General features: G+C 73.4%; 27 protein-coding genes, 2 tRNA genes and 1 other RNA gene. 13 read left to right on the top strand and 17 right to left on the bottom strand.

Features of this window, described 5'->3' with window-relative positions; translation table 11 throughout:
* Positions 1 to 58: 58 nt before the first annotated feature.
* The gene (locus IE172_RS06290) at positions 59 to 820 is read left to right on the top strand and encodes an ANTAR domain-containing protein (protein WP_190096489.1); all 762 of its coding nucleotides are present in this window, start codon (positions 59 to 61) and stop codon (positions 818 to 820) included.
* A 7-nt stretch (positions 821 to 827) separates the two neighbouring features.
* On the opposite strand, the gene IE172_RS06285 is transcribed toward IE172_RS06290, so the two are convergent.
* The 3 genes from IE172_RS06285 to IE172_RS06275 form a co-directional block, all read right to left on the bottom strand.
* Positions 828 to 1,649 carry a YceI family protein gene (locus IE172_RS06285; RefSeq protein WP_190096091.1) on the bottom strand — a complete coding sequence of 274 codons (822 nt, stop codon included), beginning with the start codon at positions 1,647 to 1,649 and terminating at the stop codon, positions 828 to 830.
* A gap of 109 nt (positions 1,650 to 1,758) precedes the next feature.
* Positions 1,759 to 4,155, bottom strand: a complete 2,397-nt coding sequence (locus IE172_RS06280; protein WP_488187070.1) for an MFS transporter — start codon at positions 4,153 to 4,155, stop codon at positions 1,759 to 1,761.
* A gap of 85 nt (positions 4,156 to 4,240) precedes the next feature.
* A complete protein-coding gene (locus tag IE172_RS06275; protein WP_190096089.1) occupies positions 4,241 to 4,732 on the bottom strand; it encodes a MarR family winged helix-turn-helix transcriptional regulator in 492 nt (163 codons plus the stop codon).
* Positions 4,733 to 4,961: 229 nt separating this feature from the next.
* Here IE172_RS06275 and IE172_RS06270 point away from each other — a divergent pair, with 229 nt between their 5' ends.
* Positions 4,962 to 5,156 carry a hypothetical protein gene (locus tag IE172_RS06270; RefSeq protein WP_190096088.1) on the top strand — a complete coding sequence of 65 codons (195 nt, stop codon included), beginning with the start codon at positions 4,962 to 4,964 and terminating at the stop codon, positions 5,154 to 5,156.
* Positions 5,157 to 5,268: 112 nt separating this feature from the next.
* Here the strand turns inward: IE172_RS06270 and IE172_RS06265 are convergent, their stop codons facing one another.
* From IE172_RS06265 to IE172_RS06230, 8 genes are all read right to left on the bottom strand, one after another.
* Positions 5,269 to 6,198, bottom strand: a complete 930-nt coding sequence (locus tag IE172_RS06265) for an RNA polymerase sigma factor SigF (RefSeq protein ID WP_190096087.1) — start codon at positions 6,196 to 6,198, stop codon at positions 5,269 to 5,271.
* Between the two features lie 246 nt (positions 6,199 to 6,444).
* Positions 6,445 to 7,281, bottom strand: coding sequence for an RNA polymerase sigma factor SigF (locus IE172_RS06260; protein WP_190096488.1), 837 nt, complete (start codon positions 7,279 to 7,281; stop codon positions 6,445 to 6,447).
* Positions 7,282 to 7,463: 182 nt separating this feature from the next.
* The gene (locus IE172_RS06255; RefSeq protein WP_190096086.1) at positions 7,464 to 7,757 is read right to left on the bottom strand and encodes a Dabb family protein; all 294 of its coding nucleotides are present in this window, start codon (positions 7,755 to 7,757) and stop codon (positions 7,464 to 7,466) included.
* Positions 7,757 to 7,933 (bottom strand): hypothetical protein, encoded by a 177-nt coding sequence (locus IE172_RS06250; RefSeq protein ID WP_190096085.1) that lies wholly within the window; start codon positions 7,931 to 7,933, stop codon positions 7,757 to 7,759. Before IE172_RS06250 ends, IE172_RS06255 begins: the two co-directional genes overlap by 1 nt.
* Positions 7,934 to 8,033: 100 nt before the next feature.
* A tRNA-Ser gene (locus IE172_RS06245) sits at positions 8,034 to 8,118 on the bottom strand.
* 45 nt (positions 8,119 to 8,163) lie between these two features.
* Entirely contained in the window at positions 8,164 to 8,595 is a 432-nt protein-coding gene (gene tadA / locus IE172_RS06240; protein ID WP_190096487.1) for a tRNA adenosine(34) deaminase TadA, read from the bottom strand.
* 62 nt (positions 8,596 to 8,657) lie between these two features.
* Entirely contained in the window at positions 8,658 to 9,206 is a 549-nt protein-coding gene (locus IE172_RS06235; protein ID WP_190096486.1) for a tRNA adenosine deaminase-associated protein, read from the bottom strand.
* Positions 9,207 to 9,527: 321 nt separating this feature from the next.
* A complete protein-coding gene (locus IE172_RS06230) occupies positions 9,528 to 9,755 on the bottom strand; it encodes a hypothetical protein (protein ID WP_190096084.1) in 228 nt (75 codons plus the stop codon).
* 138 nt (positions 9,756 to 9,893) lie between these two features.
* Here IE172_RS06230 and upp point away from each other — a divergent pair, with 138 nt between their 5' ends.
* A complete protein-coding gene (upp, locus tag IE172_RS06225; RefSeq protein ID WP_190096083.1) occupies positions 9,894 to 10,529 on the top strand; it encodes a uracil phosphoribosyltransferase in 636 nt (211 codons plus the stop codon).
* 27 nt (positions 10,530 to 10,556) lie between these two features.
* On the opposite strand, the gene IE172_RS06220 is transcribed toward upp, so the two are convergent.
* The 4 genes from IE172_RS06220 to IE172_RS06205 all read right to left on the bottom strand — a co-directional run bounded on the left by IE172_RS06220 (position 10,557) and on the right by IE172_RS06205 (position 13,847).
* The gene (locus IE172_RS06220; protein ID WP_190096485.1) at positions 10,557 to 11,165 is read right to left on the bottom strand and encodes a LytR C-terminal domain-containing protein; all 609 of its coding nucleotides are present in this window, start codon (positions 11,163 to 11,165) and stop codon (positions 10,557 to 10,559) included.
* A gap of 147 nt (positions 11,166 to 11,312) precedes the next feature.
* Entirely contained in the window at positions 11,313 to 11,609 is a 297-nt protein-coding gene (locus IE172_RS06215; protein ID WP_003986294.1) for a type II toxin-antitoxin system VapB family antitoxin, read from the bottom strand.
* 888 nt (positions 11,610 to 12,497) lie between these two features.
* Positions 12,498 to 13,100, bottom strand: coding sequence for an HhH-GPD-type base excision DNA repair protein (locus IE172_RS06210; RefSeq protein ID WP_190096082.1), 603 nt, complete (start codon positions 13,098 to 13,100; stop codon positions 12,498 to 12,500).
* Positions 13,101 to 13,124: 24 nt separating this feature from the next.
* Complete coding sequence (locus tag IE172_RS06205) at positions 13,125 to 13,847, bottom strand: siderophore-interacting protein (RefSeq protein WP_190096484.1); 723 nt, start codon at positions 13,845 to 13,847, stop codon at positions 13,125 to 13,127.
* Positions 13,848 to 13,922: 75 nt separating this feature from the next.
* On the opposite strand from IE172_RS06205, the gene IE172_RS06200 reads away from it, so the two are divergent.
* The 6 genes from IE172_RS06200 to IE172_RS06175 all read left to right on the top strand — a co-directional run bounded on the left by IE172_RS06200 (position 13,923) and on the right by IE172_RS06175 (position 20,521).
* Entirely contained in the window at positions 13,923 to 16,028 is a 2,106-nt protein-coding gene (locus IE172_RS06200; RefSeq protein WP_190096081.1) for a penicillin acylase family protein, read from the top strand.
* Entirely contained in the window at positions 16,021 to 16,629 is a 609-nt protein-coding gene (locus IE172_RS06195) for a GNAT family N-acetyltransferase (RefSeq protein ID WP_190096080.1), read from the top strand. Before IE172_RS06200 ends, IE172_RS06195 begins: the two co-directional genes overlap by 8 nt.
* Positions 16,626 to 17,105, top strand: coding sequence for a cupin domain-containing protein (locus tag IE172_RS06190; protein WP_190096079.1), 480 nt, complete (start codon positions 16,626 to 16,628; stop codon positions 17,103 to 17,105). Before IE172_RS06195 ends, IE172_RS06190 begins: the two co-directional genes overlap by 4 nt.
* Positions 17,102 to 17,869 (top strand): SDR family NAD(P)-dependent oxidoreductase, encoded by a 768-nt coding sequence (locus IE172_RS06185; protein ID WP_190096078.1) that lies wholly within the window; start codon positions 17,102 to 17,104, stop codon positions 17,867 to 17,869. The genes IE172_RS06190 and IE172_RS06185 overlap by 4 nt, the downstream gene beginning before the upstream one ends.
* 149 nt (positions 17,870 to 18,018) lie before the next feature.
* Positions 18,019 to 19,803 (top strand): copper resistance CopC/CopD family protein, encoded by a 1,785-nt coding sequence (locus tag IE172_RS06180; RefSeq protein ID WP_190096077.1) that lies wholly within the window; start codon positions 18,019 to 18,021, stop codon positions 19,801 to 19,803.
* Between the two features lie 148 nt (positions 19,804 to 19,951).
* Positions 19,952 to 20,521: a DM13 domain-containing protein gene (locus tag IE172_RS06175; protein ID WP_190096076.1), complete on the top strand. Its 570-nt coding sequence runs from the start codon at positions 19,952 to 19,954 to the stop codon at positions 20,519 to 20,521.
* Between the two features lie 16 nt (positions 20,522 to 20,537).
* On the opposite strand, the gene IE172_RS06170 is transcribed toward IE172_RS06175, so the two are convergent.
* Positions 20,538 to 21,206, bottom strand: a complete 669-nt coding sequence (locus IE172_RS06170) for a maleylpyruvate isomerase family mycothiol-dependent enzyme (RefSeq protein ID WP_190096075.1) — start codon at positions 21,204 to 21,206, stop codon at positions 20,538 to 20,540.
* Positions 21,207 to 21,345: 139 nt separating this feature from the next.
* On the opposite strand from IE172_RS06170, the gene IE172_RS06165 reads away from it, so the two are divergent.
* The gene (locus IE172_RS06165) at positions 21,346 to 22,359 is read left to right on the top strand and encodes an SMI1/KNR4 family protein (protein ID WP_190096074.1); all 1,014 of its coding nucleotides are present in this window, start codon (positions 21,346 to 21,348) and stop codon (positions 22,357 to 22,359) included.
* A 109-nt stretch (positions 22,360 to 22,468) separates the two neighbouring features.
* On the opposite strand, the gene IE172_RS06160 is transcribed toward IE172_RS06165, so the two are convergent.
* Positions 22,469 to 22,556, bottom strand: a tRNA-Ser gene (locus IE172_RS06160).
* 72 nt (positions 22,557 to 22,628) lie between these two features.
* Between IE172_RS06160 and ffs the strand changes: the two genes are divergently transcribed.
* The 3 genes from ffs to purD all read left to right on the top strand — a co-directional run bounded on the left by ffs (position 22,629) and on the right by purD (position 26,429).
* Positions 22,629 to 22,727, top strand: an RNA gene (ffs, locus tag IE172_RS06155) — signal recognition particle sRNA small type.
* A gap of 48 nt (positions 22,728 to 22,775) precedes the next feature.
* On the top strand, positions 22,776 to 24,995 hold the full coding sequence (locus tag IE172_RS06150) for a DNA polymerase III subunit gamma and tau (protein ID WP_190096073.1): 2,220 nt from the start codon (positions 22,776 to 22,778) through the stop codon (positions 24,993 to 24,995).
* Between the two features lie 171 nt (positions 24,996 to 25,166).
* Entirely contained in the window at positions 25,167 to 26,429 is a 1,263-nt protein-coding gene (gene purD, locus IE172_RS06145; RefSeq protein ID WP_190096072.1) for a phosphoribosylamine--glycine ligase, read from the top strand.
* The last annotated feature ends 277 nt before the right edge of the window (positions 26,430 to 26,706 follow it).

Below are 26,706 nucleotides of genomic sequence, written 5' to 3'. Positions count from 1 at the left end.
TCGGAGTGTGTCACCGGAAGCGGCTAAAATTCTGTCCGTCCTGTGCTCGCAGTCGGGAATGTGCTGCGGAGCTCTCCTGCGCACGGCTGTCCGGTCGTGCTCGCCGAAGAGGTTCGTGGTGGCTGCGTCCCGGTTTTCTGATTTGCCCCGTTTCCCCGGTACGGATCTGGCGGAAGCGCTGACGGACGCGGCATGCCGGCTGCACGAGACGTCCACCCCGGACAGCACCCTGGACACCGCGGTCCGGCTCACCGTGGACCTCGTACCGGGAGCCGAGCACGCGGGCATCTCCGTCATAGAGCGCGACAACCGCAGACAGACCCTCGCGTGGACCGACGAGGTGGTGCGTGCCGCCGAGGACGTCCGCCCCGAGCCGGGGAGACAGCGGTACTGGCACCGTCTGTGGACCACCCCGGTGGCCGAGGTCGAGGACAGCGAGGGGGACGAGGGCGCGGACGACCTGTACGGTCTCGGCCTGCGTTCCGTGCTCTCGCTGCGGCTGCGCACCGACCGGCGCCGGCTGACCGTGCTCACCGCGTACGCCCGCAAGCCGCGCGCCTTCGACGAGTCCGCGCGGCGGGTGGGCCGGCTGTTCACCGCGCACGTGGGCATAGCCCTGGACTCCGCCACCGTGCGCGATCAGCTCACCGAGGCCATGCGCACCCGGGACCTGATCGGCCAGGCCACCGGCATCCTCATGGAGCGCATGGACATGGACGCGGCCGGCGCCTTCGACAGCCTGGTACGGGCCTCGCAGCGGGAGAACGTGAAGCTGCGCGACCTCGCCCGCCGGATCGTCGACACCCACGAGGCGCCCTGACGGGGCCTCAGAGGGCCGGGAGCGATTCGCCCTCCACCGCCTGGACGTCCAGCTCCACCCGCAGCGTCGTGCCGATGGCCGCGATGCCGGCCCGCACGACCTGGTTGTAGTGCATCGCGAAGTCCTCGCGCCGCAGTTCGGCCGTGGCGCGGAAGGCCGCCCGGGTGCCGCCCCAGGGGTCCGCGCCGGTGCCGAGGTAGGCCAGGTCCAGGTCGACGGGGCGGACGATCCCGCGCATGGACAGCTCGCCGTGGACCGTCCAGCGGTCGGAGCCCGCCCCGGTCAGGCCGGTGGACCGGTAGGTGATCTCGGGGTGGTGCTCGACGTCCAGGAAGTCGGCGGAGCGCAGGTGGGTGTCGCGGGTGCCGTTGCCGGTGTCGATCGACGCGGCCCGGATCACCGCCTCCACCCGGGACTTCGTGATGTCGTCCGGCGCGACCTCGACCCGGGCGGTGAAGTCGGTGAACCGGCCCCGCACGCTGGAGATGCCCAGGTGCTGGGCGACGGCGGCCACGCTCGAGTGCGCCGGGTCCACGGTCCACGGCCCCGGCGGCGGCAGCTCGGTGCCGCCCTGCCGGGCCAGGGTCACCGTCCCCACCTCGGCCCGCCCGCTCGCGGTGACCAGGGCGCTGGCCGCGGCGGGCGCGTAGCCGACCGCGGTGACGATCACGGTGTACGCCCCCGGCGTGAGCGCGGTGGCGTCCCGTACGGCGCCGTCTGCGTCCGCCCCGGCACGCAGCACCTGCGCCCCGGTGCCGTCGGTGAGGGTGACGACCGCGTGCGACACGGCCCACCCGTCCCGGGTGCGGATGGTCGCGGTCAGTGGCATCCCGTTCTCTCCCTGGATCTTTCCTGGACTTGGCCGTCGTGGGACCGGCCCGGGGCGGGGCGCGTCTCCGCTACAGGACGCGCGGCCCGCCCCGGGCCGGGGTTCTCGGTCAGTCGCCCGGGTGGGCGAGCTCGATGTCGTGGTCGTCGGTTCCGCCGCCGGTGACCGTGAGCGCGGTGGCGACCGGCGGGTAGCCCGTGGCGATGACGGTGTACTCGCCGCTGTCCAGGTCGGCGAAGGCGTACGCGCCGTCCGCGCCGGTCGTCGCCGTGCCGACCACGTTGCCCGCCGCGTCGACCAGGGTGACCCGGGCGTCGGCCAGCGGCCCGTGCGGGGCGCGGACCACGCCGCGCAGCCGGGCGCCGGCCTCCAGGCCGACCTCGACGCGGGTCACGCCGGTGCCGCCGACCTCCACGGGCAGCGCGCGCGGCCGGTGGCCGTCGGCGTTCACCGCGAGGGTCACCGTGCCGGGCACCAGCTCCGCGAAGGAGAACTCGCCCTGCTCACCGGTGCTCCCGCTGGCCAGCAGGTCGCCGCGCACATCGGTGACGATCACCATGGCGCCCGGCACCGGTGCCCCGGTGCCGGCGGAGTGAACCGTTCCGGCCAGCCCGCCGGTACCGCTGAGCAGGATGTCGTGGACGAGCGGTTCGCCGTCCACCACGACCGTGGACGCCTGCGGCTGGTGGCCGTCGGCGGCGGCGATCAGGACGTACGACCCGGCCCCGGGCGCGTCCACCCCGTACCCGCCGTCGGCCTGGGCCACGGAGCGGCCCAGCTGACGTCCGCCGAGCGAGATCAGCGTGACGGCCGCCTGCGGCACGGGCACGCCGTCGGCGCCGCGCACCACACCGCGCACCGGGACGCCTCCCGGGGCGGATCCCTCCGCGAGGGTGACGGTGGCCGGTGCCGGAGCGGTGGTGTCCTCCCCGGCGGACGCGGCCGGGGTGCCGCCGGGGGCCGGGGCCACCGCTTCGGCCTTCTCCTCCGCGGCCTGGGCCAGCGCGCCGGTGGTCCGCAGCGGGACCTCCTTGATGAACAGGGTCACCAGGAAGGCGAGCAGGGCGACCGGGGCGACGTACAGGAAGATGTCGGCGATGCCGTGCCCGTAGGCGCTCTCCAGCCAGGTGCGGATGGGCGGGGGCAGCAGGTCCATGTCGGGGATCGCGCCGCTGCCGGAGGCCTCGGCGGCCGCCGCCCGCTCCTGCGGGCCGAGCTGTCCGATGGTGTCCTGGGCGTAGTGGCTGATCCGGGTCGACATGACCGAGCCGAGCACGGAGACGCCGACCGCGCCGCCGAGGGACCGGAAGAAGGTCACCACGGAGGAGGCGGCGCCCAGGTCGGCCGGGGACACCTGGTTCTGCGTGCACAGCACCAGGTTCTGCATCATCATGCCGACGCCGAGACCCAGCAGCGCCATGAAGAGGGCGATGTGCCAGTACGGGGTGTCGTAGCGCATGGTGCCGAGCAGGCCCAGGCCCGCCGTGAGCAGCACGCCGCCGGCCAGCAGCCAGGTCTTCCAGCGGCCGGTCCGGGTGATGATGATGCCGGAGACCGTGGACGACACGAAGATGCCGCCGATCATCGGGATCGTCATGACGCCCGACATGGTCGGGGACTTGTCCCGGGCCAGCTGGAAGTACTGGCTGAAGTAGACGGTGCCGGCGAACATCGCGATGCCGACGAACAGCGAGGCCAGCGAGGCCAGGGTGATGGTGCGGTTGCGGAACAGGCGCAGCGGGATGATCGGCTCGGCGGCCCTGCTCTCGACGAACAGGAAGACCAGCGTCAGGACGATCGATCCGCCGACCATGACGCCGGTCTGCCAGGAGAGCCAGTCGTACTTGTCGTCGGCGAAGGTGACCCAGACCAGCAGCAGGCAGACGGCGGCGGTGACGAGGAAGGCGCCCGCCCAGTCGACCTTGACCTGGCGCTTGACCAGGGGGAGGTGCAGCGTCTTCTGCAGGACGAGGAGCGCGATCAGCGCGAAGGGCACACCGACGTACAGGCACCAGCGCCAGCCGAGCCAGCTGGTGTCGGTGATGACCCCGCCGAGCAGCGGGCCGCCGACGGTGGCGACGGCGAAGGTGGCGCCGAGGTAGCCGGAGTAGCGGCCGCGTTCCCGCGGGGAGATCATCGCGGCCATGATGATCTGGGCGAGGGCGGCCAGACCGCCGGCGCCCAGGCCCTGGATGGCACGTGCGCTGATGAGCATCGCCGGGTTCTGCGCCAGTCCGGCCACGACGGAGCCGAGGACGAAGACGCAGAGGGCTATCTGGACCAGGACCTTCTTGCTGAACAGGTCGGCGAGCTTGCCCCACAGCGGGGTGGAGGCGGTCATCGTCAGCAGCGAGGCGGTGACGACCCAGGTGTAGGCGCTCTGGCCGCCGCCGAGGTCACCCACGATCTCGGGCAGCGCGTTGGTGACGATGGTCGACGACAGGATGGCGGCGAACATGCCGAGCAGCAGCCCGGACAGTGCCTCCATGATCTGCCGGTGGGTCATCGGAGCGTCTGCGGAGGAGCCTCCCCCGTGCTTGGCATGAGCCCGCACACCGGCTGGTGTGGTCGTTGCCATGGGCGTCCTTCTCTTATGTGCTTGCGGGTGTACGGGTGGTCTGTTCGGGAGGGGGAGGCGCCGGCCTGGGCACGGTGCGGCACTCGCCGAAGCTGTCCCTGAGCCGGGCCATCAGCTGGGCGAGGTGGCCGACCTCTTCGTCGGACCAGTCGCCCAGGCGCTCGGCGAGCAGCCGGGTGGTCCGCCGGAACAGCTCGTCGAGCCGTATCCGCCCGGCGGGGGTGAGGCGCAGGATGCGGGACCGTTTGTCGGCGGGGTCCGGGGAGCGCTCGATCCAGCCGCGCTCGGCCAGGTGGGCGACGTGGCGGCTGGTGACGGACAGGTCGACGGAGAGCAGCTCGGCGACCCTGCTCATGCGCAGGTCGCCGTAGCGGCCGAGGAGCGTCAGCACGGACGCGGAGCCGCTGGGGCAGTCGGCCGGCATGATCCGGTTCATCTCCCGCTTGACGGCGCCGAAGGCGCTGAACTGCCGGACCAGTTCCTCGTACTGCGCCGTCCCGGCCATGGCACCTCCCATTTCGTTGCTCGAAGCAACGGTAAAAGTCAATGGTTGCTACAGGCAAGCAAAAGGGGCCCGGACGGCTCAAAAACTTGGCAAAGGCAAGTAATCGCGACAGTAAACATGCAGGTCGCAGGGGTCGTGCCCGTTCCGTCCCGACCTGCCGGCGGCCTCCGCACGGTCCGGCCCCGCCCCGCTTGGGCCGCCCGTCGGGGATTCGCTAGGGTCTCGTGACATGGCTAACACCCAGGGCCCGCAGGGCAATCACGACCCCGCCGGCAGCACCCAGATGTTCCGCGCGTTCGTCGACGAGGCCCCCCAGGGCCGGCAGACCGCGTCCACCAGCGGCGGACCCCGCATCGGCCTGATCATCGGCATCGTCGTCGCCGTGGCGGTCGTCGCCGCGGTGGCCTGGCTGGCGCTCAAGTAGCGCGAGCGGCCGGAGAAACGCGGCGGGCCGCCGTTGCGCCCCAGACGGGCGCCCCGGCGGCCACGCATCCGATTCCACCCCGCGGAGCCGCTCGCTCCGCGGGATCGGAGCCTCAGTCCGAGATGAGGCCCTCGCGCAACTGGGCGAGGGTCCGCGTGAGCAGCCGCGAGACGTGCATCTGGGAGATGCCGACCTCCTCGCCGATCTGCGACTGGGTCATGTTGGCGAAGAAGCGCAGCATGATGATCCGCCGCTCCCGGGGCGGCAGCTTGGCCAGCAGCGGCTTCAGCGACTCCCGGTACTCCACGCCCTCCAGGGCCGTGTCCTCGTAGCCGAGGCGGTCCGCGAGCGAGCCCTCGCCGCCGTCGTCCTCCGGGGCGGGGGAGTCGAGCGAGGACGCCGTGTACGCGTTGCCGACGGCGAGCCCGTCGACCACGTCCTCCTCCGACACGCCCAGCACGGCGGCGAGTTCGGCGACCGTCGGGGAACGGTCCAGCTTCTGCGAGAGCTCGTCGCCGGCCTTGGTCAGCGCCAGGCGCAGCTCCTGGAGCCGGCGCGGCACCCGCACCGACCACGACGTGTCGCGGAAGAACCGCTTGATCTCGCCGACCACCGTCGGCATCGCGAACGTCGGGAACTCCACGCCCCGTTCGCAGTCGAAACGGTCGATCGCCTTGATCAGCCCGATGGTGCCGACCTGGACGATGTCCTCCATCGGCTCGTTGCGCGAGCGGAACCGAGCCGCCGCGTAGCGCACCAGGGGGAGGTTGAGCTCGATCAGCGTGTCCCGGACGTAGGCACGCTCCGGGCTGTCCTCGCCGAGCACGGCGAGCCGCAGGAACAGGGAGCGGGACAGGGTGCGGGTGTCGAGGGCCGCCGTGTCCGGCAGTTCCGCCGTCTCCGGGAGCCGCGCCTGGTCCGGGAGCTCCGGAACCGGTGTGGCCGGGCCTTGGTCGATGGGGCCGAGTGCGTCGAGAGCATGGGGAGCTGTTTCGCTCTCCGCGAGCGTGAGCACCTTCGAGCTGCCCTGTTCTGCGGACATGCCACCCCCTTTGGGTCGCGGGACGGTCGCGGCGGACGCTCCCGATCTGAGGAACGCAGCCTTCACCTGAATACCGGCGCCGAAGCTCCGGCAAACGCGCTTCCCGCAGAATGTCACATGTCGGCAACGCGCTGTAGTGACATGTCGACATCCAAGATACGAATCGGCCCTGGAAACAAGGGGTCTGACGGACTTTCGGCTCGGAAGAACGCGTAACGGCAGTTCTGGGCGATTCGCTCGTTCCGGTTACGCGTCGATCCTGTTTGCGGACCGCAGCCGCTGGAAGCTGCGCGCCAGCAGACGGGACACGTGCATCTGCGAGACACCGAGTTCCGCACTGATCTGGGACTGGGTGAGGTTGCTGTAGTAACGCAGCAGCAGGATGCGCTGCTCCCGCTCGGGGAGCTGCACCAGCAGGTGCCGGACGAGGTCGCGGTGCTCGACGCCGTCGAGGGCGGGGTCCTCGTAGCCGAGCCGGTCCAGCAGGCCGGGCATCCCGTCGCCCTCCTGCGCGGCCTCCAGGGAGGTGGCGTGGTACGACCGTCCGGCCTCGATGCAGGACAGCACCTCCTCCTCGGAGATGCGCAGGCGTTCGGCGATCTCGGCGGTCGTGGGAAGCCGCCCGAAGGCGGTCGTGAGGTCCTCCGTCGCGCTGTTGACCTGAACCCACAGCTCGTGCAGCCGGCGCGGGACGTGGACGGTGCGGACGTTGTCGCGGAAGTAGCGCTTGATCTCGCCGACCACCGTCGGCATCGCGAACGTGGGGAACTGCACGCCCCGCTCCGGGTCGAAGCGGTCGATGGCGTTGATGAGCCCGATGGTGCCGACCTGGACGACGTCCTCCATCGGCTCGTTGCGGGAGCGGAAGCGGGCGGCCGCGTAGCGCACGAGCGGGAGGTTCGCCTCGATGAGCGCCGCCCGCACGCGGGTGTGCTCCGGCGTACCGGGCTCGAGATCCTTGAGCTGACCGAAGAGCAGTTGGGTCAGGGCCCGGGTGTCGGCACCCCGCCGTTTGGCGGGGGTCTGGACCGCGTCGGGGGACACGTCGTCCTGGGGCGGCGCAGTACTGGCCGGCACGGTCAACGCCACCTCGTCATCGCTCTCATGTCCGTCAACTCATCCGTCAAAAGCGGTCATAGCATCACAAGACTGACTCACTGTGCGCAAGCACCGCATATTCCGTGTTGAGCGCCGGGCGCGGGCCGCGGCACGGGAAAACCCCCCGCCGTCGTGGCGAGGGGCGAGGGACGCGGGCGGACGGAGGGTCAGAACTCGTAGTCGGCGATCACCCACGTGGCGAACTCGCGCCACAGTCCCACGCCCGCCTGGTGCTCCGGGTGCTCCACGTACCGGCGCAGCGCGTCCGCGTCGTCGAACGCCGAGTTGATGGCGAAGTCATAGGCGATGGGGCGGTCGCTGATGTTCCAGGCGCACTCCCAGAAGCGGATCTCCGGGATCCTGCCCTCCAGCGAACGGAAGGCCTCCTCGCCCCTGACGACCCTCGGGTCGTCGCGCTCGACGCCCTCGTTCAGCCGGAAGAGCACCAGGTGGCGGATCATCACTTGCCTCCGTTGGCGAGCCAGGTCATGAAGTCCCCGACGGCCTTCGCGGCGTCGGAGATGCCCTCGAACCCGACCGTGACGTAGTCGCCGGCCGTCTCGGGGTCCGTGATGATCAGGTACAGCACGAAGACCACGAGCACATAGATGACGGCCTTCTTCGCGTTCACCGCCATCGCGGCCCTCCCCTGTCACTGATGTGCACCGGTGTCACATGCGTCGAGCGGGCCCATGATCGCACGAAGGGCCCCGTCTGACGACGGGGCCCTTCACCGGCGGTAGCGGAGGGATTTGAACCCTCGGTGACTTGCGCCACACTCGCTTTCGAGGCGAGCTCCTTCGGCCGCTCGGACACGCTACCGAGGGAGACCTTACAGCAAGGGGCGGTGTGGTTCGAAATCGGTCATCAGCGGTTCCGGAAGAACTCCGTGAGCAGCCCGGAACACTCCTCGGCGAGCACCCCGCCGATCACTTCGGGCCGGTGGTTGAGCCGGCGGTCGCGGACGAGGTCCCAGAGGGAGCCGACCGCGCCCGCCTTCTCGTCCCGGGCGCCGTAGACGATCCGTTCGACCCGGGACTGCTGGAGGGCTCCCGCGCACATCGTGCACGGCTCCAGCGTCACCACCAGGGTGCAGCCGGTCAGCCGCCACTCCCCGAGCCGCGCGGCGGCCCGCCGGACGGCGAGGACCTCCGCATGGGCCGTGGGGTCGCCGGCGGCCTCGCGCTCGTTGTGGGCGGCCGCCAGCACGGTGGTGCCGTCCGGGGCCAGTACGACGGCGCCGACGGGGACGTCCCCGCCCCGGACGGCCAGCGCGGCCTCGTCCAGGGCGAGTCGCATCGCCGCCCGCCAGCGGTCGCGTACCGGGTCCGGCGGTCCGGACGTGGTGGTGGTCGGCACGGTCAGCGGACGGTCTCCAGTACTTCCGAGGCGCCGAGGGCGTCGGCGATCTCGTTGACGGCGTCCCCGGCCAGGGAACGCAGCTCCTTCTCGGTGACGCCCAGGTCCTCCAGGACCCGCGCGTCGCCGACCGGCCCGTGCGGTACGGCGTCGGCGGAACCGGCGGCCGCGGGGCCGACGTCCGCGTCGTCGGCGTCCCCGGCGTCGGGTTCACCGTCCTCCGTGCCGTCGAGGTCGAGGGCGTCGAGGTCGGTTCCGTCGTCCCCGGGGGCGCGGCCGAGCAGTTCGTCGGTGAGCAGGATCTCGCCGTAGCTGCTGCGGGCCGCCGCGGCGGCGTCGGAGACGTAGACCCGGGGGTCCTCCTCGCCGTCCACGCGGACGACGCCGAACCACCCCTCCTCCTGCTCGATCAGCACGAGCACCGTGTCGTCGTCCGGAGAGGCCTCCCGGGCCAGGTCGGCAAGATCGGACAGGGTTTCCACATCGTCCAGCTCCGTGTCGCTCGCTTCCCACCCGTCTTCGGTGCGCGCGAGCAGTGCGGCGAAGTACACCGTGACTCTCCCACTGGTCATAGGCGTGCCGGTTGGGAATCCCCCCGGCGGAGGTTGCGGACGGGAGTCGGCGACGCCGGCCCCGCCCACTCGGAATCGTGGCAGAAACACGGCCGTCGGGGGACGTCTTCGGCTCCCTGTGTCCGGCGGTTTCGCTCGCGGTGTGCCGAGTGCGCCCCCGGAGGGACCCACCGGCGCACGCGCTGCCGCTGTCGCTGCCACGTGCGGATCGTACGCGGCCGGGACCGCCGTCGACGTACGCCGCTCGGAACGGGAAATCCCACTGGTGGAAGAGTGGTTGAGGGGTGAACGGGATCGGCGCTACCAGCGGAAGGTGCGCATGCGCATCGCGTGCCGCAGCCGGGCGGCCTTGGCGCGGCGTGGCTGGACCCGGTCGCGCAGCGCGCGGGCCTCGGCCAGTTCGCGCAGGAACCGGGCGCGGCGCCGTCGTCGCTCGGCCTCCGTCTCGTCCTGCGCGCCGGCCCTGCCCCGGGAGAGGGCGGGTGCCTCGCGCGGCGACGGATCGTCTCGGTGTTCCTGGTCAGGCATCGGTTCATCACTCCCGTCCGTCCTTCCCACCTTCCCCCGGTCGGGCGGTTTGACGCCAGCGAACGAGTGACGGGGGGCCGGGGTGCTTGCCGTGCCGCGGGGACGCCGGGCCCTCGGGGCCCGGTTAATGTTGACGGCATGCGTCTCCACGTCGTCGACCACCCCCTGGTCGCCCACAAGCTCACCACTCTGCGCGACCGTCGCACCGACTCCGCGACCTTCCGCCGTCTCGCCGACGAACTGGTCACCCTGCTCGCCTACGAGGCCACGCGCGACGTGCGCACCGAGCAGGTCGACATCCGGACGCCGGTGGAGCCGACCACGGGCGTCAAGCTCTCCCACCCGCGTCCGCTGGTGGTGCCGATCCTGCGCGCCGGGCTCGGCATGCTGGACGGCATGGTCCGGCTGCTGCCGACCGCCGAGGTGGGTTTCCTCGGCATGATCCGCAACGAGGAGACGCTTCAGGCCTCGACGTACGCCACCCGGATGCCGGAGGACCTCTCCGGGCGTCAGGTGTACGTGCTGGACCCGATGCTCGCCACCGGCGGCACGCTGGTCGCGGCGATCCAGGAGCTGATCAAGCGCGGCGCGGACGACGTGACCGCCGTGGTGCTGCTGGCCGCGCCGGAGGGCGTGGAGGTCATGGAGCGGGAGCTGGCCGGCACGCCGGTGACGGTGGTGACGGCGTCGGTCGACGAGCGGCTCAACGAGAACGGCTACATCGTGCCGGGACTCGGCGACGCGGGGGACCGGATGTACGGGGCGGCCGAGTAGCCGGCGGCCTTCTCCGCCCCCGCGTTCTCAGCAGTTCTTCTTCGAGGCGGGCGCCGGCTTCGGGGCGGCCAGTGCGGTCAGTGCCCGGTCGGCGTCCGCCTTCTTCGTCAGCTCCCGGAACCGGTCGCCGATGATGAGGTCGATCTGGGCGCCCTTGCGGGCGGCGTCGGTGCGGCGTTCGGCGTCGGCGAGCTGGGTGCCGAGCACGGGGAGCGCGGTGTCGAGGGCGGTGGCGGGCCCGAGCAGCACTCCGGTGCCCTTCACCTTCTTGTCGTACTCCTTGGGCGCGTTGGCGACCTCGCCGATCCTGAAGCCGCGTTTCTTCAGCTCGTCGGCGGTCTTCTGGGCCAGACCCGCCTGGGTCGTGGCGTTGAGGACGTTGACCGTGATCGTGCCGGGCAGCGGGAACGTCTTCGGGGCGGTCGCGGGGGTCGCCTTGGTGGCGCAGGCCGCCTTCGTGCCGACCGCGGAGGCGGAGTCGCCCCCGGTGAACACGTCGATGAGCTGCAGGGTGCCCCAGCCGCCCACGCCGAGGACGGCTGCGGAGGCGACGGACAGCGCGACGAGCCTCGCGCGCCGCCGGGGACGGCGCATCCGCGGGTATCGGTCGCCCGTGATCCGGTACTGGCCGCCCATGCCAGGTGGAGTGAGCATGCTCATGAGCGCAGCGTAGTGCGCCCGGGCTGCAATGCCTACTAGATGATCATTCGACTGGGTGCAGTGCTGGTGCAGTCCAACCCGAAAGGGCGAAAACCCGGCCGCGGGAAGGGCTTCGGGCGGGCGTCAGCCGAGCTCGAGCACCCGGGCGTGCAGCACTTGGCGCTGCTGGAGCGCGGCGCGCACGGCGCGGTGCAGCCCGTCCTCCAGGTACAGGTCGCCCTGCCACTTCACGACGTGCGCGAAGAGGTCGCCGTAGAAGGTCGAGTCCTCGGCGAGGAGCGTCTCGAGATCCAGCTGCTGCTTGGTCGTCACGAGCTGATCGAGGCGGACCGGGCGCGGCGCGACGTCCGCCCACTGCCGGGTGCTTTCCCGGCCGTGGTCGGGGTACGGCCGGCCGTTTCCGATGCGCTTGAAGATCACACGGAAAGCCTACCGGTCAAGGCGTTCCGGGCGCAGCCATGGCGACGCAGTGCGACACCGGAAAAAGCGGGGCGAAGAGGGAGCAGCAGGGCTTCCCGGGTGAGGTGCGCCCGCTGTTCGGCGGCCCGTACGAGGTGCTGTGACCGGTATCCCGCCCTCCCGCACGCCGGATTCCCCCGAAAGTGTCCCCACCGCCCGACCCGTGCGACACGACACCCCGTCCCGAAGCCCCGGCACCCGACCCCGCGGCCGTGCCGGGCGGGTGTACGGCCCGGTGGGCCGAGTGGGCGCACCCGGCAGCGGCACTCCGTCGGCACCGGGCCCCCGACGCCCCACCGAGGCGGCCCCCGGCCCGCGTGGCCGCGCGTACGGCTTGGATGTGGGGCGGGCGAGGGCTGTCATCCGGTCGGGTGGGCTGGGGCTGCCGTCCGGTCGGGCGCACTTGGCGCGCCGGGTGGAAGCCCAGACCGCGTGCCCGGTTCCGTGGTCCGGGTCGGGCCCCGGCAGCCGGAGCGCACGCCCTGGAACGGCTGGGCGGGGCGGCTCCCGAGGCCGACGGGGCCGCTGGTCGGGCCGGAGGGGCGTGCGGCCGGACGGGTCCGACGGTGTGCAGCCGCGGCGGGTAGGCACGAGGGCCCTCCGTCGTCCGCGGGCCCTCGACGCCGGCCTGGGCATCGGCGAGCGCCCCGGGTGTGGAGCGCACCGCGCGAGGTCCGGGGTGGCCGGGCGCCGTCCGGCCGGGCGTGACCGGCGCGTGGGGCGGGAGCCCGGAGGGCGGGTCGGCTCCGGGCCTGGCGGGTCGGGTCTTCGGCCGCTGGGGCGCATGCCCGGGAGCCGGCGGGTGCGGCCGGGGCCGGCGACGGGTGGCCGGGGCCTGGCGGGCGGGGGCTACGCGCCCGGCTTCTTCGCGGCCTTGGCCGCCTTCGCCGCCGCCTTCTGCTCCTGCTTGTGCGCCCGCACCTTGGCCAGTGACTCCGGGCCGGTGATGTCGGCGACGGAACGGAAGGACTTCTCCTCGCCGTAGGCGCCCGCGGCCTCGCGCCAGCCGGTGGGCCGTACGCCGAGCTGCTTGCCGAGCAGGGCGAGGAAGATCTGGGCCTTCTGTCTGCCGAACCCGGGCAGGTCCTCCAGCCGCTTCAGCAGTTCCCCGCCGTCGCCGACGTCCCGCCACACGGCCTCGGCGTCACCGTCGTAGTGCTCGACGAGGTACCGGCACAGCTGCTGGATGCGGCCCGCCATCGAGCCGGGGTAGCGGTGCACGGCCGGCTTGTCGGAGAGCACCGCGGCGAACGCCTCGGGGTCGTGGGCGGCGATCTCGTGGGCGTCCAGGTCGTCCGTGCCGAGCCGCCGGGCGATCGTCGCCGGGCCCTTGAACGCCCACTCCATCGGGATCTGCTGGTCCAGCAGCATCCCGGTGAGCGCGGCGAGCGGGCTGCGGCCCAGCAGCCGGTCGGCCTCGGGGTCCTGGGCGAGGTGAAGGGTGACGTCCATGCCCCGATGATCGCGCGTCGCGGCTCAGCTCGCGCGCCAGTACCCCAGCGCCTGCATCCGCTGCTTGGGCACGCCCAGCTCCTTGCGCAGGAACGCCGAGAGTGTGCGGGTGGTGACGGTGTCGCAGGCGATCCAGACGTACGGGTCGGGGCCGGCCCGCAGCAGTCCGGGCAGCTCGGCCCGTACGCGCTCGACCAGCGCGGCGCCCGCGTCCTGCCGGGGGACCTCGCGCACCTCGTGCCGGCCGGGGTCGGCGAGGCAGGGCAGCCCGTCGAGCGTGCCCTCGAACCAGATGGTCGCCGGGGCGTCGCCCAGCGCGCCGAGCAGGGAGTTGATGGCCGGGAGCGAGGCCGGGTCGCCCACCACGAAGACGTGGGAGGGGGCGGGGGAGGGGTGCTCGAACCCGGTGCCCTGCACGGTCGCCTCGACGGTGTCACCGGGCTTCGCCGTCCGGGCCCAGTCGCTGGCGCACCCCTCGTGCAGCGCGAACTCCAGGGCGAAGGTGCCGGCCGCCGGGTCCGGGTCGACCAGCGTGTACGCGCGCTGGTGCGGCTTGCCCGCGTTGTCGAACCACAGCCGCACCCACATCGTCGGGTGGACGCCGGCCGCCGCCAGCAGTCCGCCGTCGGTGAAGCGCACCCGCCGGTAGTCGGCGGTGACGTCCTCGCTCCCCGTCACGGTGAACGTGAAGTCCTTCGCACGCAGCAACTTGAGGACCGCGCCTTCCCAACCCCGCCCCTGGCCCATCGCGCCCTCACCCTTCGCGTACGATTCCGCCACGATTACTTAGGGGAGCCTAACCTAAAGGGAAATGAGGGCACAGTGACCGGCGAGATCTTTCGCGATCCCTGGGGCATCCCGCATCTGCGCGCGGACGGCGCGAACGAACTCGCGCGCCTCCAGGGCCGGGTCACCGCCCGGGACCGGGCCTGGCAGATCGAGGTCGAACGCCACCGGGCGCAGGGCACCTCGGCCGCCTTCCTCGGCCCCGAGGCGCTTGCCTGGGACCGCTTCGCCCGCCGCGCCCGCCTCGCCGACACCGCCCGCCGCTGCTTCACCGCGCTGGAGCGGGAGGACCCGGAGACGGCGGAGTGGGTGCGGGCGTACGTGGCGGGGGTCAACGAGGTCCTCGCGTCCGGCGGCACCGCGAGCGCCCCGGAGTTCGGGCGGGCCGGGCTCGCCCCCGGCCCCTGGGAGCCGTGGACGCCGCTGGCGGTCTGGCTCGGCACGCACATCCTCTTCGCCGGCTTCCCCGCCAAGCTGTGGCGCGAGCACGTCACCACGATGCTCGGGGCCGGCGCCGTCGGCCTGTTCGCCGCCGACGGGCCCGGCACCTCCGGCAGCAACGGCTGGCTGGTCGCCGGGGAGCGCACGGTGACCGGGCACGCGGTGATCGCCGGGGACCCGCACCGGTTCATCGAGGACCCGGGCGTGTACCAGCAGATCCGGCTCTCCTGTCCGGAGTTCGACGTCGTCGGCCTCGCCGTGCCCGGTGTCCCCGGCATCGCCCACTTCGGCCACACCGGCACCGTCGCCTGGGCCATCACCAACGCCATGGCCGACTACCAGGACCTCTACCGCGAGCGGCTGCGGCGCACCGGCGCCGGTGTGGAGGCGCTCGGCCCGGACGGCACCTGGCGGCGGGCGGCCCGGCACACGGAGACCATCGAGGTGGCGGGCGAGGAGCCCGTCGAGGTCGAGGTCGTCGAGACCGACCGCGGCCCCGTCGTCATCGGCGGCCCCGAGGGCCTCGACGACGGCGTCACCGAGCCCGGCGTACCCCCGCTCGCCGTCGCCCTGCGCTACCCGCCCCGTGTCACCGCCGACCTGGGCTTCGGCGCGCTGCTGCCCCTGCTGCGGGCCCGCCGGGTCGCCGACGTGGACCGGGCCGCCGACCGGTGGGCGGAGCCGGTCAACGTGATCATGGCCGCCGACACCGACGGCGACACCCTGCACCGGGTGGCCGGCCGCGTCCCGGTCCGCGCAGGGGCCAACCGGACCCGGATCGTCCCCGCGTGGGAGCCGGAGTACGCCTGGCAGGGCTGGCACGAACTCCCGCGCGACGGACTGACCGACGGCGTCGCCGTCATGGCCAACCAGCGCGGCCCGGCCGCCCCCCTCGGCGTCGAGTTCGCCCCGCCGCACCGCGCCGAGCGCATCACCACCCTGCTGGGCCGCCGGAGCCGCTGGTCCGCGGCCGACATGGCCGCGATCCACACGGACACCCACCTCGCCTCCGCCGCCCCCCTCCTGGACCACCTCGCCGCGCTCGGTGCCGGCGCCCTGACCGGGTCCGCGGCCGCCCTGCGCGACCGCCTGCTGCGCTGGGACCGCCACATGGACGCGGACAGCGCCGACGCGGCCGCCTTCGCGGCGGTGCGCACCGCGCTCGTACGCCGCCTCGCCGCCCACCCCGCCCTCGCGGCGGCGGCCACGCCGCCCCCCTGTCCCGAGGTCTTCCTCCCCTGGCTCGCGCTGCTCCCCCGCGTGGGGTACGCCCTCGAGCACCTGCTCGTGGCCGAGGACCTGTTCGGCATCGACCGCCCGGCGGCCGTCCGCGCGGCGCTGGAGGAGGTCGCCGCCGAGCCGCCCGCCGGGACCTGGGGCGACACCCACCGCCTCGCCCCCTGGCGGGCCCTGCCGCCGTCCGGGACGCCGTACGACGAACCCGGCCTCTCCGGCGACCACGACTGCGTGCTGTGCACCTCCCCGGTGCCCGGTCTCACCGACCTCGCCGCACGCGGTCCCGCCGCCCGCTACGTCTGGGACCTGGCCCGGCGCGAGGACAGCCGCTGGGTGGTGCCGCACGGCGCCTCGGGCGTGCCCGGCTCACCCCACCACCGCGACCAGCAGCCCCTGTGGCTCGCCGGAGACCTGGCCCCGGTCATCACCGACTGGGCGCAGCTGACGAAGGAGACCGATGTCTGACCCGTACGCCTCCCGCACGGCCGTCCACGAGCAGGAGGTCGACGGCTTCGGGGCCGTGCGTGTCCTGCCGCTGGACCCGGCCGCCGACGCGCCCCTCCTGCACCGCTGGGTGAGCGGGGAACGCGCCGCCTTCTGGGGCATGAACGGCCTGACCGAGCAGCGGGTCGCCGAGATCTACGCCCACCTGGGCACCCTCGACACCCACCACGCGTACCTGGTCCTCAAGGACGGCGCCCCGGCCGCGCTGCTCCAGACCTACGAACCGGAGGCCGACCGGGTCGGCGCCTGCTATCCGGTCGAGCCCGGCGACATCGGCATCCACCTGCTCCTCGCCCCCGCCGCGCCCGGCGAGACCCGCTCCGGCTGGACCGGCGGGCTGGCGGCCGCGGTCGTCACGTACGTGCTGCTGGTGCTGGACCGCCGGCGGGTGGTGGTCGACCCGGACGTCGCCAACGAGAAGGCGGTCGCCCGCTTCGCGCGGCAGGGGTTCACCACCGGACCCGTGGTCGTCCTGCCGGAGGTCGACCTGCCGGACGTGTACCTCCCTCGGAAGCGGGCGCAGCTCGCCTTCCTCACCCGGGAGGTAGCGTTCGGCGGGTGACCCCCGACGAGCTCGTCGCCTACTACGGTCTGGAGCCGCTGCCCCGCGAGGGCGGGCGGTTCCGGCAGACCTGGGCCGGTCCGCCGGGGCCCGACGGCCGGCCCGAGGGCACCGCCATCGTCGCTCTGCTCACCGACGCCCCCGGCGACTTCTCCGCCCTGCACCGCCTGCCCGCCGACGAGATCTGGCACCACTACCTCGGCGGCCCGCTCCAGTTGCTCCTCCTCGCCCCGGACGGCACCTCCCGCACCCCCGTCCTCGGCCCGGACGTCCTCGGCGGCCAGCACGTCCAGCTCACCGTCCCGGCCGGCACCTGGATGGGCGCACGGGTCGCCGCGGGCGGTGCCTGGACGCTCTTCGGCTGCACGATGGCGCCCGGCTTCACCTACGAGGGCTACGAACACGGTGAGAAAACGGACCTGACGGCGCGTTACCCCGAACGGGCGGGCCTCGTCCGGGAACTGTGCCGCCCGTGAGCCGGCCGGGTCTCCTCGAAGGCCAGGCCGCCCTGATCACCGGCGCGGGCGGCGGCGTCGGCCGGGGCATCGCCCGGCGGTTCGCCGAGGAGGGCGCGGCCGTCGCCCTGCACTGCCGGACCGCCGGCGACTCCGCGCGGGCCACCGCCGACCGCATCCGGGCGGCGGGCGGCGCCGCCGTCGTCCTGCGGGGCGACCTCACCGACGAGGACGCCTGCCACCGCGTGGTGGCCGAGGCGGCCGAACACTTCGGCGGACGGCTGACCGCGCTGGTCAACAACGCCGGCGTGCAACCGGTACGGGAACTCGCCGGGATGACGGCCGCCGAGTGGCGCGCGGTCGTGGACACCAACCTCACCAGCGTCTTCGCCTGCACCCGGGCCGCCGCGGAACTCATGCGGGACACCGGCGGCACCGTCACCCACATCGCCTCGGTCGAGGCCCGCCACCCGCCCCCCGGCCACGCCCACTACGGCGCCTCCAAGGCGGCGGTGGTGGCGCACGCCCGCGCGGCGGCCCAGGAGTACGGCCCGTGGGGCGTCCGCGTCAACACCGTCTCGCCCGGCCTGATCGACCGGGAGGGCCTGGCCGACGCCTGGCCGGAGGGCGTACGCCGGTGGCGGGCGGCGTCCGCCGTGGGCCGGCTCGGCCGCCCGGAGGACATCGGCGACGCCTGCGTGTTCCTGGCCTCCCGGCTCGCGTCCTGGGTCACCGGCCACGACCTGGTGGTGGACGGAGGAGCCACGGCCCGGCCCACCTGGTGAGCACACCGGGCCTCCCGTCCGTACCTACCGTGAAGCCGGACGGCCGGGAGGCGGGTCAACACGTGGAGCGACGGCGCAGCGGGGCGGCGGGCGACGGCGGGCGGAGCAGGTCCCCCGGGGGCCGCGGAAACCGACGGCTCCAAGGGCTGGTGCTGCTGGGCACCGTGCTGGTCCTGCTCGTCCTCGGCAGCGCCGCCCCCGCGAGCGCCCACGCCGCCCTGCGCTCCAGCGACCCCGAGGCCGGAAGCGTCGTCAAGACCGCGCCCCGGCACATCACCCTGGCCTTCACCGAGTCCGTCGGACTGCTCGACGACTCCTTCCGCGTCTACAGCCCGGACAACCACCGTGTCGAGCTGGGCGAACCGCAGCACGCGGACGGCGCCTCCGACACCGCCCGCGCCGCACTGCCCCCCGGTCTCGCCAACGGCACCTACACGGTGGCCTGGCGGGTGGTCTCCGCCGACAGCCACCCGGTCTCCGGCGCCTTCACCTTCTCCGTCGGCGCACCCTCACCGACCCCGCCCGCCGCCCCGGCGGACCACGCCGAACACCCGGTCACCAAGAGCCTCTACGACACCGGCCGCTACCTCGCCTACATCGCCGCCGCCCTGCTGATCGGCACGGCTGCCTTCGCCGCCCTGTGCCGTCCGCCCGACACGGCCCCGCTGCGGCTGCCGCTGCTCACCGGCTGGTGGACCCTGCTGATCGCCACGTCCGCCCTGCTCGTGCTGCGCGCCCCCTACGAGAACGGCACGTCCCCCTCGACCGCCCTCGACCTCCAGGCGTTCACCGCCACCCTCACCGGCCGCCCCGGCCTCGCCCTGCTGACCCGGCTGGCCCTGCTCCTGCTGACGGCGGCGGTCCTGTTCCCGCTCGCCCGGCGCGGCGGCCCCCGGGCCCGCCTGGCGACCGGCGCCGGCGTCTCGGTCGCCCTCGCGCTCACCTGGGCCGCCGCCGAACACGCCTCCGCGGGCATCCAGGTCCCGGCGGCGATGACGTCGTCCGTGCTCCACCTGCTGGCGACGGCCTGCTGGCTCGGCGGCCTCACGGCCCTGCTTCTCACCCTGTACCGTGCCGAGACCCCGCCCCCGCCGGACACGGTCGCCCGCTTCTCCCGTCTGGCCTTCCTCGCGGTGACCGTCCTGGTCGTCACCGGCCTCTACCAGTCCTGGCGGGGCCTCGGCTCCTGGTCGGCGCTCACCGGGTCGTCGTACGGCCGCACCCTCACGGCGAAGCTCGCGGCGGCCGTGTTCCTGCTGGCGGCGGCGGGTCTCTCCCGCCGCTGGACGACCCTCCTGGTGACGCGGGCGTCGGTGCCGGCGGCGGTGGACGCACGGGTGCCGGAGCCGGTGGGAGCGCCGGGCGGAACCGGGGCCGAGGGGCCGCCGCGGGACGCACCGGAGGACGCGCCCGCCACACCCCCGCCGCCCACCGCCGACCACTACCGCCGCGCCCTGCGCCGTTCCGTACTGGCGGAGGTGATGGTGGCCGTCGTCGTCCTGCTGATCACCACCGTGCTGACCGGCACGCTGCCCGCCCGCGCGGAGGCGGAGGCCGCCGAGGCGCCTCGCCCGCAGGTGGCCGGGCTGCCCGGGGCGGAGGCGTTCACCATCCCCTACGACGTCGGCACACCCGAGGGCCGTGGCACGGTGCAGATCCAGATGGACCCGGGCCGGGTCGGCGAGAACGGCCTCCAGGCGGTGGTCTTCGGTCCGCGTGACGCCCTCACCTTCGTCCCGGAACTCCGCGTCTCCTTCACCCTCGCCGCCAGGGACATCGGCCCCATCGACGCCCAGGTCACCGACCGGGGCGGCTACTGGGCCACCAACGACCTCACCCTCCCCCTCGAAGGCACCTGGACCATGAAGCTGACGATCCGCGTCTCCGACGTGGACCAGGTGACGGAGACCCGCCAGGTGGAGATCACCCGCTGAGCGTCACGGCGGACGGTCGGCGGGAGCGGGAGCGGGAGCGGACCTGTGCGACGTAAGAATTCCGTCATCCCGCAGCCTGTTCCGGTCGGACGTCCGTGCCCGTTGACTGTGAACCGCAACTGCCGGAGCGTGGAGAGGCGAGTGACACATGGGACGGGTGCGGAGCGCACTGTTGAGACCCTGGACGGCTGTGGTGCTGGTGGGGGCGGTCGTCGCGGGAGCGTTCGGCCTGTACTGGTTCCAGCCGTGGAAGCTGTGGCAGGACGAGACGGTGCGGGAAGCACTGCCCGAGGTCACGGCGGCCGCCTCGACACCGCCTGCCGGCCCGGCTCCCGGGGCGAGCGCCACCACGCCCCCGGCCGGCCCGACGACGCTGGCGAGCGGCGAGCTGATCAGTCACGAGCATCCGACGTCCGGCACGGTGCGGTTCGTGCGGCTGGCCGACGGCAGCCATGTGGTGCGACTGGAAGGGCTCGACACCAGCAACGGCCCCGACCTGCACGTGTGGCTGACCGACGCGCCGGTGAAGGAGGGCCGCGCCGGCTGGCACGTCTTCGACGACGGCGCGTACGTCAGCCTCGGGAAGCTGAAGGGCAACAAGGGCAGCCAGAACTACGCCGTGCCCGAGGACGTCGACCCGTCGCGCTTCACCAGCGTCAGCATCTGGTGCGACCGTTTCGACGTGTCCTTCGGAGCGGCGGAACTGGCCGCCGTCTGACGGCCCTGCGGCCCCGTCACCGGCGGGGCGCGCAGCGACCGCGGAGTGTCTCCACACCGTCGCCTTCGAGGTCGTCGCAGTAGATTTCCCGTCCCGTCATGGCCATGATGAGGGCGACGGTGGGTCCGGAGACGAGGGGCCCGGACCCGCTCGTGAACGGACCGTCGTCCGCCACCAGCCGCAATCCGCCGACGCGTCCCTTGGCGAGGACCGTGAGGTCGGAACCCCGGTAGAACTCGGCCGTGCGCGCGACGACGTCGGCCGGATGATCGCGGCGGATGCCCAGCGGGCGCCGGATGTCCTCCCCGTGCACGATCGTCTCGCCCAGCATGGCGAGGGCGGGCAGCGGAGGCTTGGTGGTGCTCGGGACGATCCGCCGGAAGCGGTCGAGGGTGTCACCGGGGGTCGCGCCGAGCTGCTCGGCCAGCCGCAGGGCCACCTGCCGGTCGAAGTCGAACCGGCAGCGGATCACCCCCGCCATCCAGCGCACGGTGTTCAGGCTCGCACCCGCGGTCAGGTGCGCCAGCACCTCGCGCACCGTGAGGCCGGCACAGAGCGACGGCGTCGCCCACTGCTCGTCCGTCAGCTCCGCGAGGTCGGCCGCCAGCGCGGCTCGCTCGGCGTGGATGAGGGGCCAGACCCCGCTCTCGCGACGACGGCCCGCCGCCGGTGCCGGATCAGTCATGTCGGGTCGCACTCCTGTCGGGGAAGGGAACGTTCCCGAAGGAGACCCCCGCCCCGCGGCGAAGTCATCGCCGGTGGCGGGCATCGGCGGGAGCCCGGTCCCGGATCGTTGTCCGTGGCGTGTGCTTCACTCCCTGGCCATGGACGAACGGGAACTGTTCGAAACCGTCGCCTCCTTGGTCCGGCCGGGCGGGCGGGAGCTGGTGTGCGGCCGGTCCGGGCACCCGGTGGGGCACGTGTGCCTGGCGGTTTCCGACGCGATCGGCCTGTCCCCTCTCCTCAAGGGGTTCAGCCGCCGTTACGGGCAGCTGCGCAACCTCGCCACGGGCGGTTACGTCGATCCGACGGTGACCGAGCGGACCGGGCTGCCGCTGCTCGCTCCTCTCGCGGGGGAGGTGACCGAGATGCGCGGATGGGCGTCCGGCAGCCGGTGGATCGGCTGCGGGGCGGTGCGTGCCGGGGACGGCGAACGGCCGGTGGTGCTCGTGGCGGAGCGGGCTGCGCCGGAGGCACCGCTCGTCACAGGTGGGGACGCTTGGGACGACGTGCAGCCCCAGGGGGAGATCGAAGGGGAAGCGGGGACCGTCCTGCCCGAAGACGGGCGTACGTGGGCTCAGCGAGTGATCGAACTGACCGGGTGGGAGCCGCTGGGGATCTCCGCCGACTGGGCGGCGATCGAAGGGGAGCTGGGCGTTCCGCTGCCGGCGGACTACAAGGAGCTCTGCGAGGCGTTCGGCGGCGGCACCTTCAGCGACTCCGTCGGCTTTCTGGCGTGCGACGAGGGCGACTCGTTCGACCTGCTGACACGGTGGCGGGTCTCCCTGTCGGTCGACCGGGACAGCGGGCTCGGAAGCGTCTCCGCCGTCGATCCGCACGCGGTCTACGCACCGGGCGGCACGGGGCTGGTCGTATGGGGCTCCACCGAGTGGGCCGACGAGTACTGCTGGCTGATCGATGCCGGGCGGCCGGGCGAGTATCCCGTCCTCGCGCGGTCCCACGACGGTGGCCCGTGGCACCGGTACGACATGTCCACCTCCGAGTTCCTCCACCGCGTCCTCGCCGATGCCGGTTTCCGGCCCTTCGGGATCGCGCGGTACGACCTCGGCGCGACGTTCCGGCCCGCTCCGGCGGCCCGCCGCGCCGGCGAGAAGTGATGAGGCCCGCCACGTCGCGCGGTGACCGTGCTCCCGTCCAGTGGGGCGGACAACGTCGAAGGGCCCCCTGTTTCCAGGGGGCCCTTCGACTTCGTGCCCGGTGAGGCACTGGCGGAGGATACGAGATTCGAACTCGTGAGGGGTTGCCCCCAACACGCTTTCCAAGCGTGCGCCCTAGGCCTCTAGGCGAATCCTCCGCTGGGAACATTACATGACCGAGAGGAGTGCTCGCGAACTCGTTCCCGGCCCCGGACATGGGGTAGCCTCTGCATAGCCCCTCACGCGGCGCTATCTGACTGAACTCCCCCAGGGCCGGAAGGCAGCAAGGGTAGGTCGGCTCTGGCGGGTGCGTGGGGGGCGCTTGCGTTCCCGAGCGGCCGGTCCGGTTGTCGGTGGGCGCCTATAACCTCGTATGCGTGTCGTCTCTCGCGTTGTACCGCCGCTATCGCCCGGAGTCGTTCGCCGAGGTCATCGGGCAGGAGCATGTCACCGACCCGCTGCAGCAGGCGCTGCGGAACAACCGGGTCAATCACGCGTACCTGTTCAGCGGTCCGCGCGGCTGCGGCAAGACGACCAGCGCCCGCATCCTCGCGCGCTGCCTGAACTGCGAGCAGGGGCCGACGCCGACGCCGTGCGGCGTGTGCCAGTCCTGCCAGGACCTCGCGCGCAACGGGCCGGGCTCGATCGACGTCATCGAAATCGACGCCGCCTCCCACGGTGGCGTGGACGACGCCCGTGACCTGCGCGAGAAGGCGTTCTTCGGGCCCGCCGGCAGCCGCTACAAGATTTACATCATCGACGAGGCCCACATGGTCACGTCGGCCGGTTTCAACGCGCTGCTCAAGGTCGTCGAGGAGCCCCCGGAGCATCTGAAGTTCATCTTCGCGACCACGGAACCCGAGAAGGTCATCGGGACCATCCGCTCGCGCACCCACCACTACCCGTTCCGGCTCGTGCCGCCCGGCACGCTGCGGGACTACCTCGGAGAGGTGTGCGGCAAGGAGGACATTCCCGTCGAGGAGGGTGTGCTGCCGCTCGTCGTGCGGGCCGGTGCCGGATCGGTGCGCGACTCGATGTCCGTCATGGACCAGCTGCTCGCCGGCGCCGGTGAACAGGGTGTGACGTACGCCATGGCGACCTCCCTGCTCGGGTACACCGACGGCTCGCTGCTCGACTCCGTCGTCGAGGCCTTCGCGACCGGTGACGGGGCCGCCGCCTTCGAGGTCGTCGACCGGGTGATCGAGGGGGGCAACGACCCGCGCCGCTTCGTCGCCGACCTGCTGGAGCGGCTGCGGGACCTCGTCATCCTCGCCGCGGTGCCCGACGCCGCGGAGAAGGGCCTCATCGACGCCCCCGCCGACGTCATCGAGCGGATGCAGGCCCAGGCCGGCACCTTCGGCCCCGCCGAACTCACCCGTGCCGCCGACATCGTCAACGAAGGGCTCACCGAGATGCGCGGCGCCACCTCGCCGCGACTCCAGCTCGAGCTGATCTGCGCACGCGTGATGCTGCCCGCCGCGTACGGCGACGAGCGCTCGGTCATGGCCCGGCTGGACCGCATCGAGCGCGGGGTGAACTTCTCCGCGGGAGCGGCCGGCGCCGCCGGTGCGCCCGCGGTCGGATACGTGCCCGGACCGGAGGCGCACGGGGCGGGAGCGCCGGGGCAGGGCTCCGTCGAGCCGGGAGGCGGTCCCGCCGCGGCCCGGGCCGCCGTACGCGGTCCCGGACCGGCCTCGCCCGCCGCGCCGCCCGCTCCCGCTCCCACGCCCCCCGCTCCGGTTCCGGCTGCCCCGCCGTCCCAGCCCCCGGCCGCCGCACCCGCACCGGCCGCCGAGAGCCCGGCCGCACCGGCCGGGGCACCCGGCGCCTGGCCCACCGCGGCCCCCACCGGTGGCGCGGGCGGCCGTCGGCCCGGCGGCTGGCCCACGGCCGCCCCGACGGGTGGCGGCGGACGACCGCCGGCACCCGCACCGGGGCCGAGTGCCCCCGCGCCCGCTCCCGCGGCCCGGGCGGCAGCACCGTCGGCGCCCGTCCCCCCGGCCGGTGGCGGCGGCGGTCCCGACCCCCGCACGCTCTGGCCGAACATCCTGGAGACGGTCAAGAACCGCCGTCGCTTCACCTGGATCCTGCTCAGCCAGAACGCGCAGGTGACCGGCTTCGACGGCACGACCCTCCAGATCGGTTTCGTCAACGCGGGCGCGCGGGACAACTTCCTCAGCAGCGGCAGCGAGGACGTCCTGCGCCAGGCGCTCGCCGAGCAGTTCAACGTGCAGTGGAAGATCGAGGCGGTCGTCGACCCGTCCGGCGGCGGCGCGGCGGCCCCCGCCCCGGCCGGACCGTCGGGCGGCTACGGCGGTGGCGGCGGCTACGGGGGTTCCTCCGGCGCCGGTCCGCGTCCGTCCGCGCCCCGGCCCAGCCCGTCGCCGGGCCCCGCCCAGCCGGCGAGCCCGCCCGGTCCGGCGGCGGCCCCCGCCCCGGCTGCCCGTCAGCCCGCCCCGGAGCCACCCCCGGTCTCGCCCGAGGACGACATCCCGGAGGACGACGACCCCGACCTGGACGAGTCCGCCCTCTCCGGGAAGGAACTGCTCGTACGGGAGCTGGGGGCGACGGTCGTCGAGGAGATCACGAACGAGTAGCCGCTGCCCCTCCGGCGGTGTCCGGAGGCCGCGTACGGAGGCCGGGCATGGAGGCCGGGCATGGAGGCCGGGCATGGAGGCCGCGTCTGGAGGAAGCCACAAGCCGTCTCCCCCCGGACCTTCGGAAGCCCGCACAAAGGGGACCCGCCGTCTCCCAGTAGGCTGACCCCCGTGAAGGTCCTCGTCATCGGCAGCGGCGCCCGCGAACACGCCCTGTGCCACTCCCTGTCCCTCGACCCCGATGTCACCGCGCTGCACTGCGCGCCCGGCAACGCCGGCATCGCCGAGGTCGCCGAGCTGCACCAGGTCGACGCCCTCGACGGCGCCGCCGTGTCCGCGCTGGCCGAGCGGCTCGGCGCGGACCTCGTGGTCGTCGGCCCGGAGGCGCCCCTGGTCGCCGGTGTCGCCGACGCCGTGCGCGACGCGGGCATCCCGGTCTTCGGCCCCTCCAAGGAGGCCGCGCAGCTCGAAGGCTCCAAGGCCTTCGCCAAGGACGTGATGGCGGGGGCCGGCGTGCCCACCGCCCGCTCCTACGTCTGCGCGACGCCCGAGGAGGCCGACGCCGCCCTCAAGGCGTTCGGTGCCCCGTACGTCGTCAAGGACGACGGGCTGGCGGCCGGCAAGGGTGTCGTCGTCACCGCCGACATCGAGGCGGCCCGCGCCCACGCCGGGGGGTGCGACCGCGTGGTCATCGAGGAGTTCCTCGACGGCCCCGAGGTCTCCCTCTTCGCCATCACCGACGGCGAGACCGTCGTGCCCCTCCAGCCCGCCCAGGACTTCAAGCGTGCCCTGGACGGCGACGAGGGCCCGAACACCGGCGGCATGGGTGCGTACTCGCCGCTCCCGTGGGCCGACCCCAAGCTGGTCGACGAGGTCGTGGAGACGGTCCTGCAGCCGACCGTCGACGAGATGCGGCGCCGCGGCACCCCGTTCTCCGGCCTGCTCTACGCCGGTCTGGCGATCACCTCGCGCGGCGTCCGCGTGATCGAGTTCAACGCCCGCTTCGGCGACCCCGAGACCCAGGTGGTCCTGGCCCGGCTGAAGACCCCGCTGGGCGGCATCCTGATGGCCGCGGCCACCGGCAGTCTCGCCCACCTGGAGCCGACGCGCTGGAGCGAGGAGGCCGCGGTCACCGTGGTCGTCGCCTCGCACAACTACCCCGGCACCCCGCGCACCGGCGACCCCATCACCGGCCTGGACGAGGTCGCCGCCCAGGACGCCCCGCACGCGTACGTCCTGCACGCCGGGACGCGGCGCGAGGGCGACGCGGTCGTCAGCGCGGGCGGGCGCGTGCTGTCCGTCACGGCGACCGGCAAGGACCTCACCGAGGCCCGCGACCGCGCCTACCGGGCGGTGTCCCGGATCGGCCTCGACGGCTCGCAGCACCGCACGGACATCGCCGCGAAGGCGGCACGGGACGCGCAGGACGCGTAGCGCGCCGGCCGGACCCCGATGAACCCCGCAGGCCCCGGAACCGTCTCAGGATCCGGGGCCTGACCCTTGCCGTCCGTCGCCCACCTCTCCCCAAAGCCATTCCATCGAGTGAGCGATACGCCATCCGGCTGACGTGACCCGGGGCCCCAACTAGGGTGCCGCGCAAGCGTTCCGGCCCCGGTTCCGGCACTTGGCCCATCGGCATTGCGATGTCAGTGGCGGGTGCCACAGTGGGGGGCATGAGCCATGCCAGGACGGGATCCGGAGCCGGGAGGGG

It is taken from the genome of Streptomyces griseoflavus (assembly GCF_014649995.1).
Lineage (GTDB): Bacteria > Actinomycetota > Actinomycetes > Streptomycetales > Streptomycetaceae > Streptomyces > Streptomyces griseoflavus.
The sequence above is the reverse complement of the archived record's forward strand: the minus strand, read 5'-3'. Positions and strand labels throughout refer to the sequence as shown.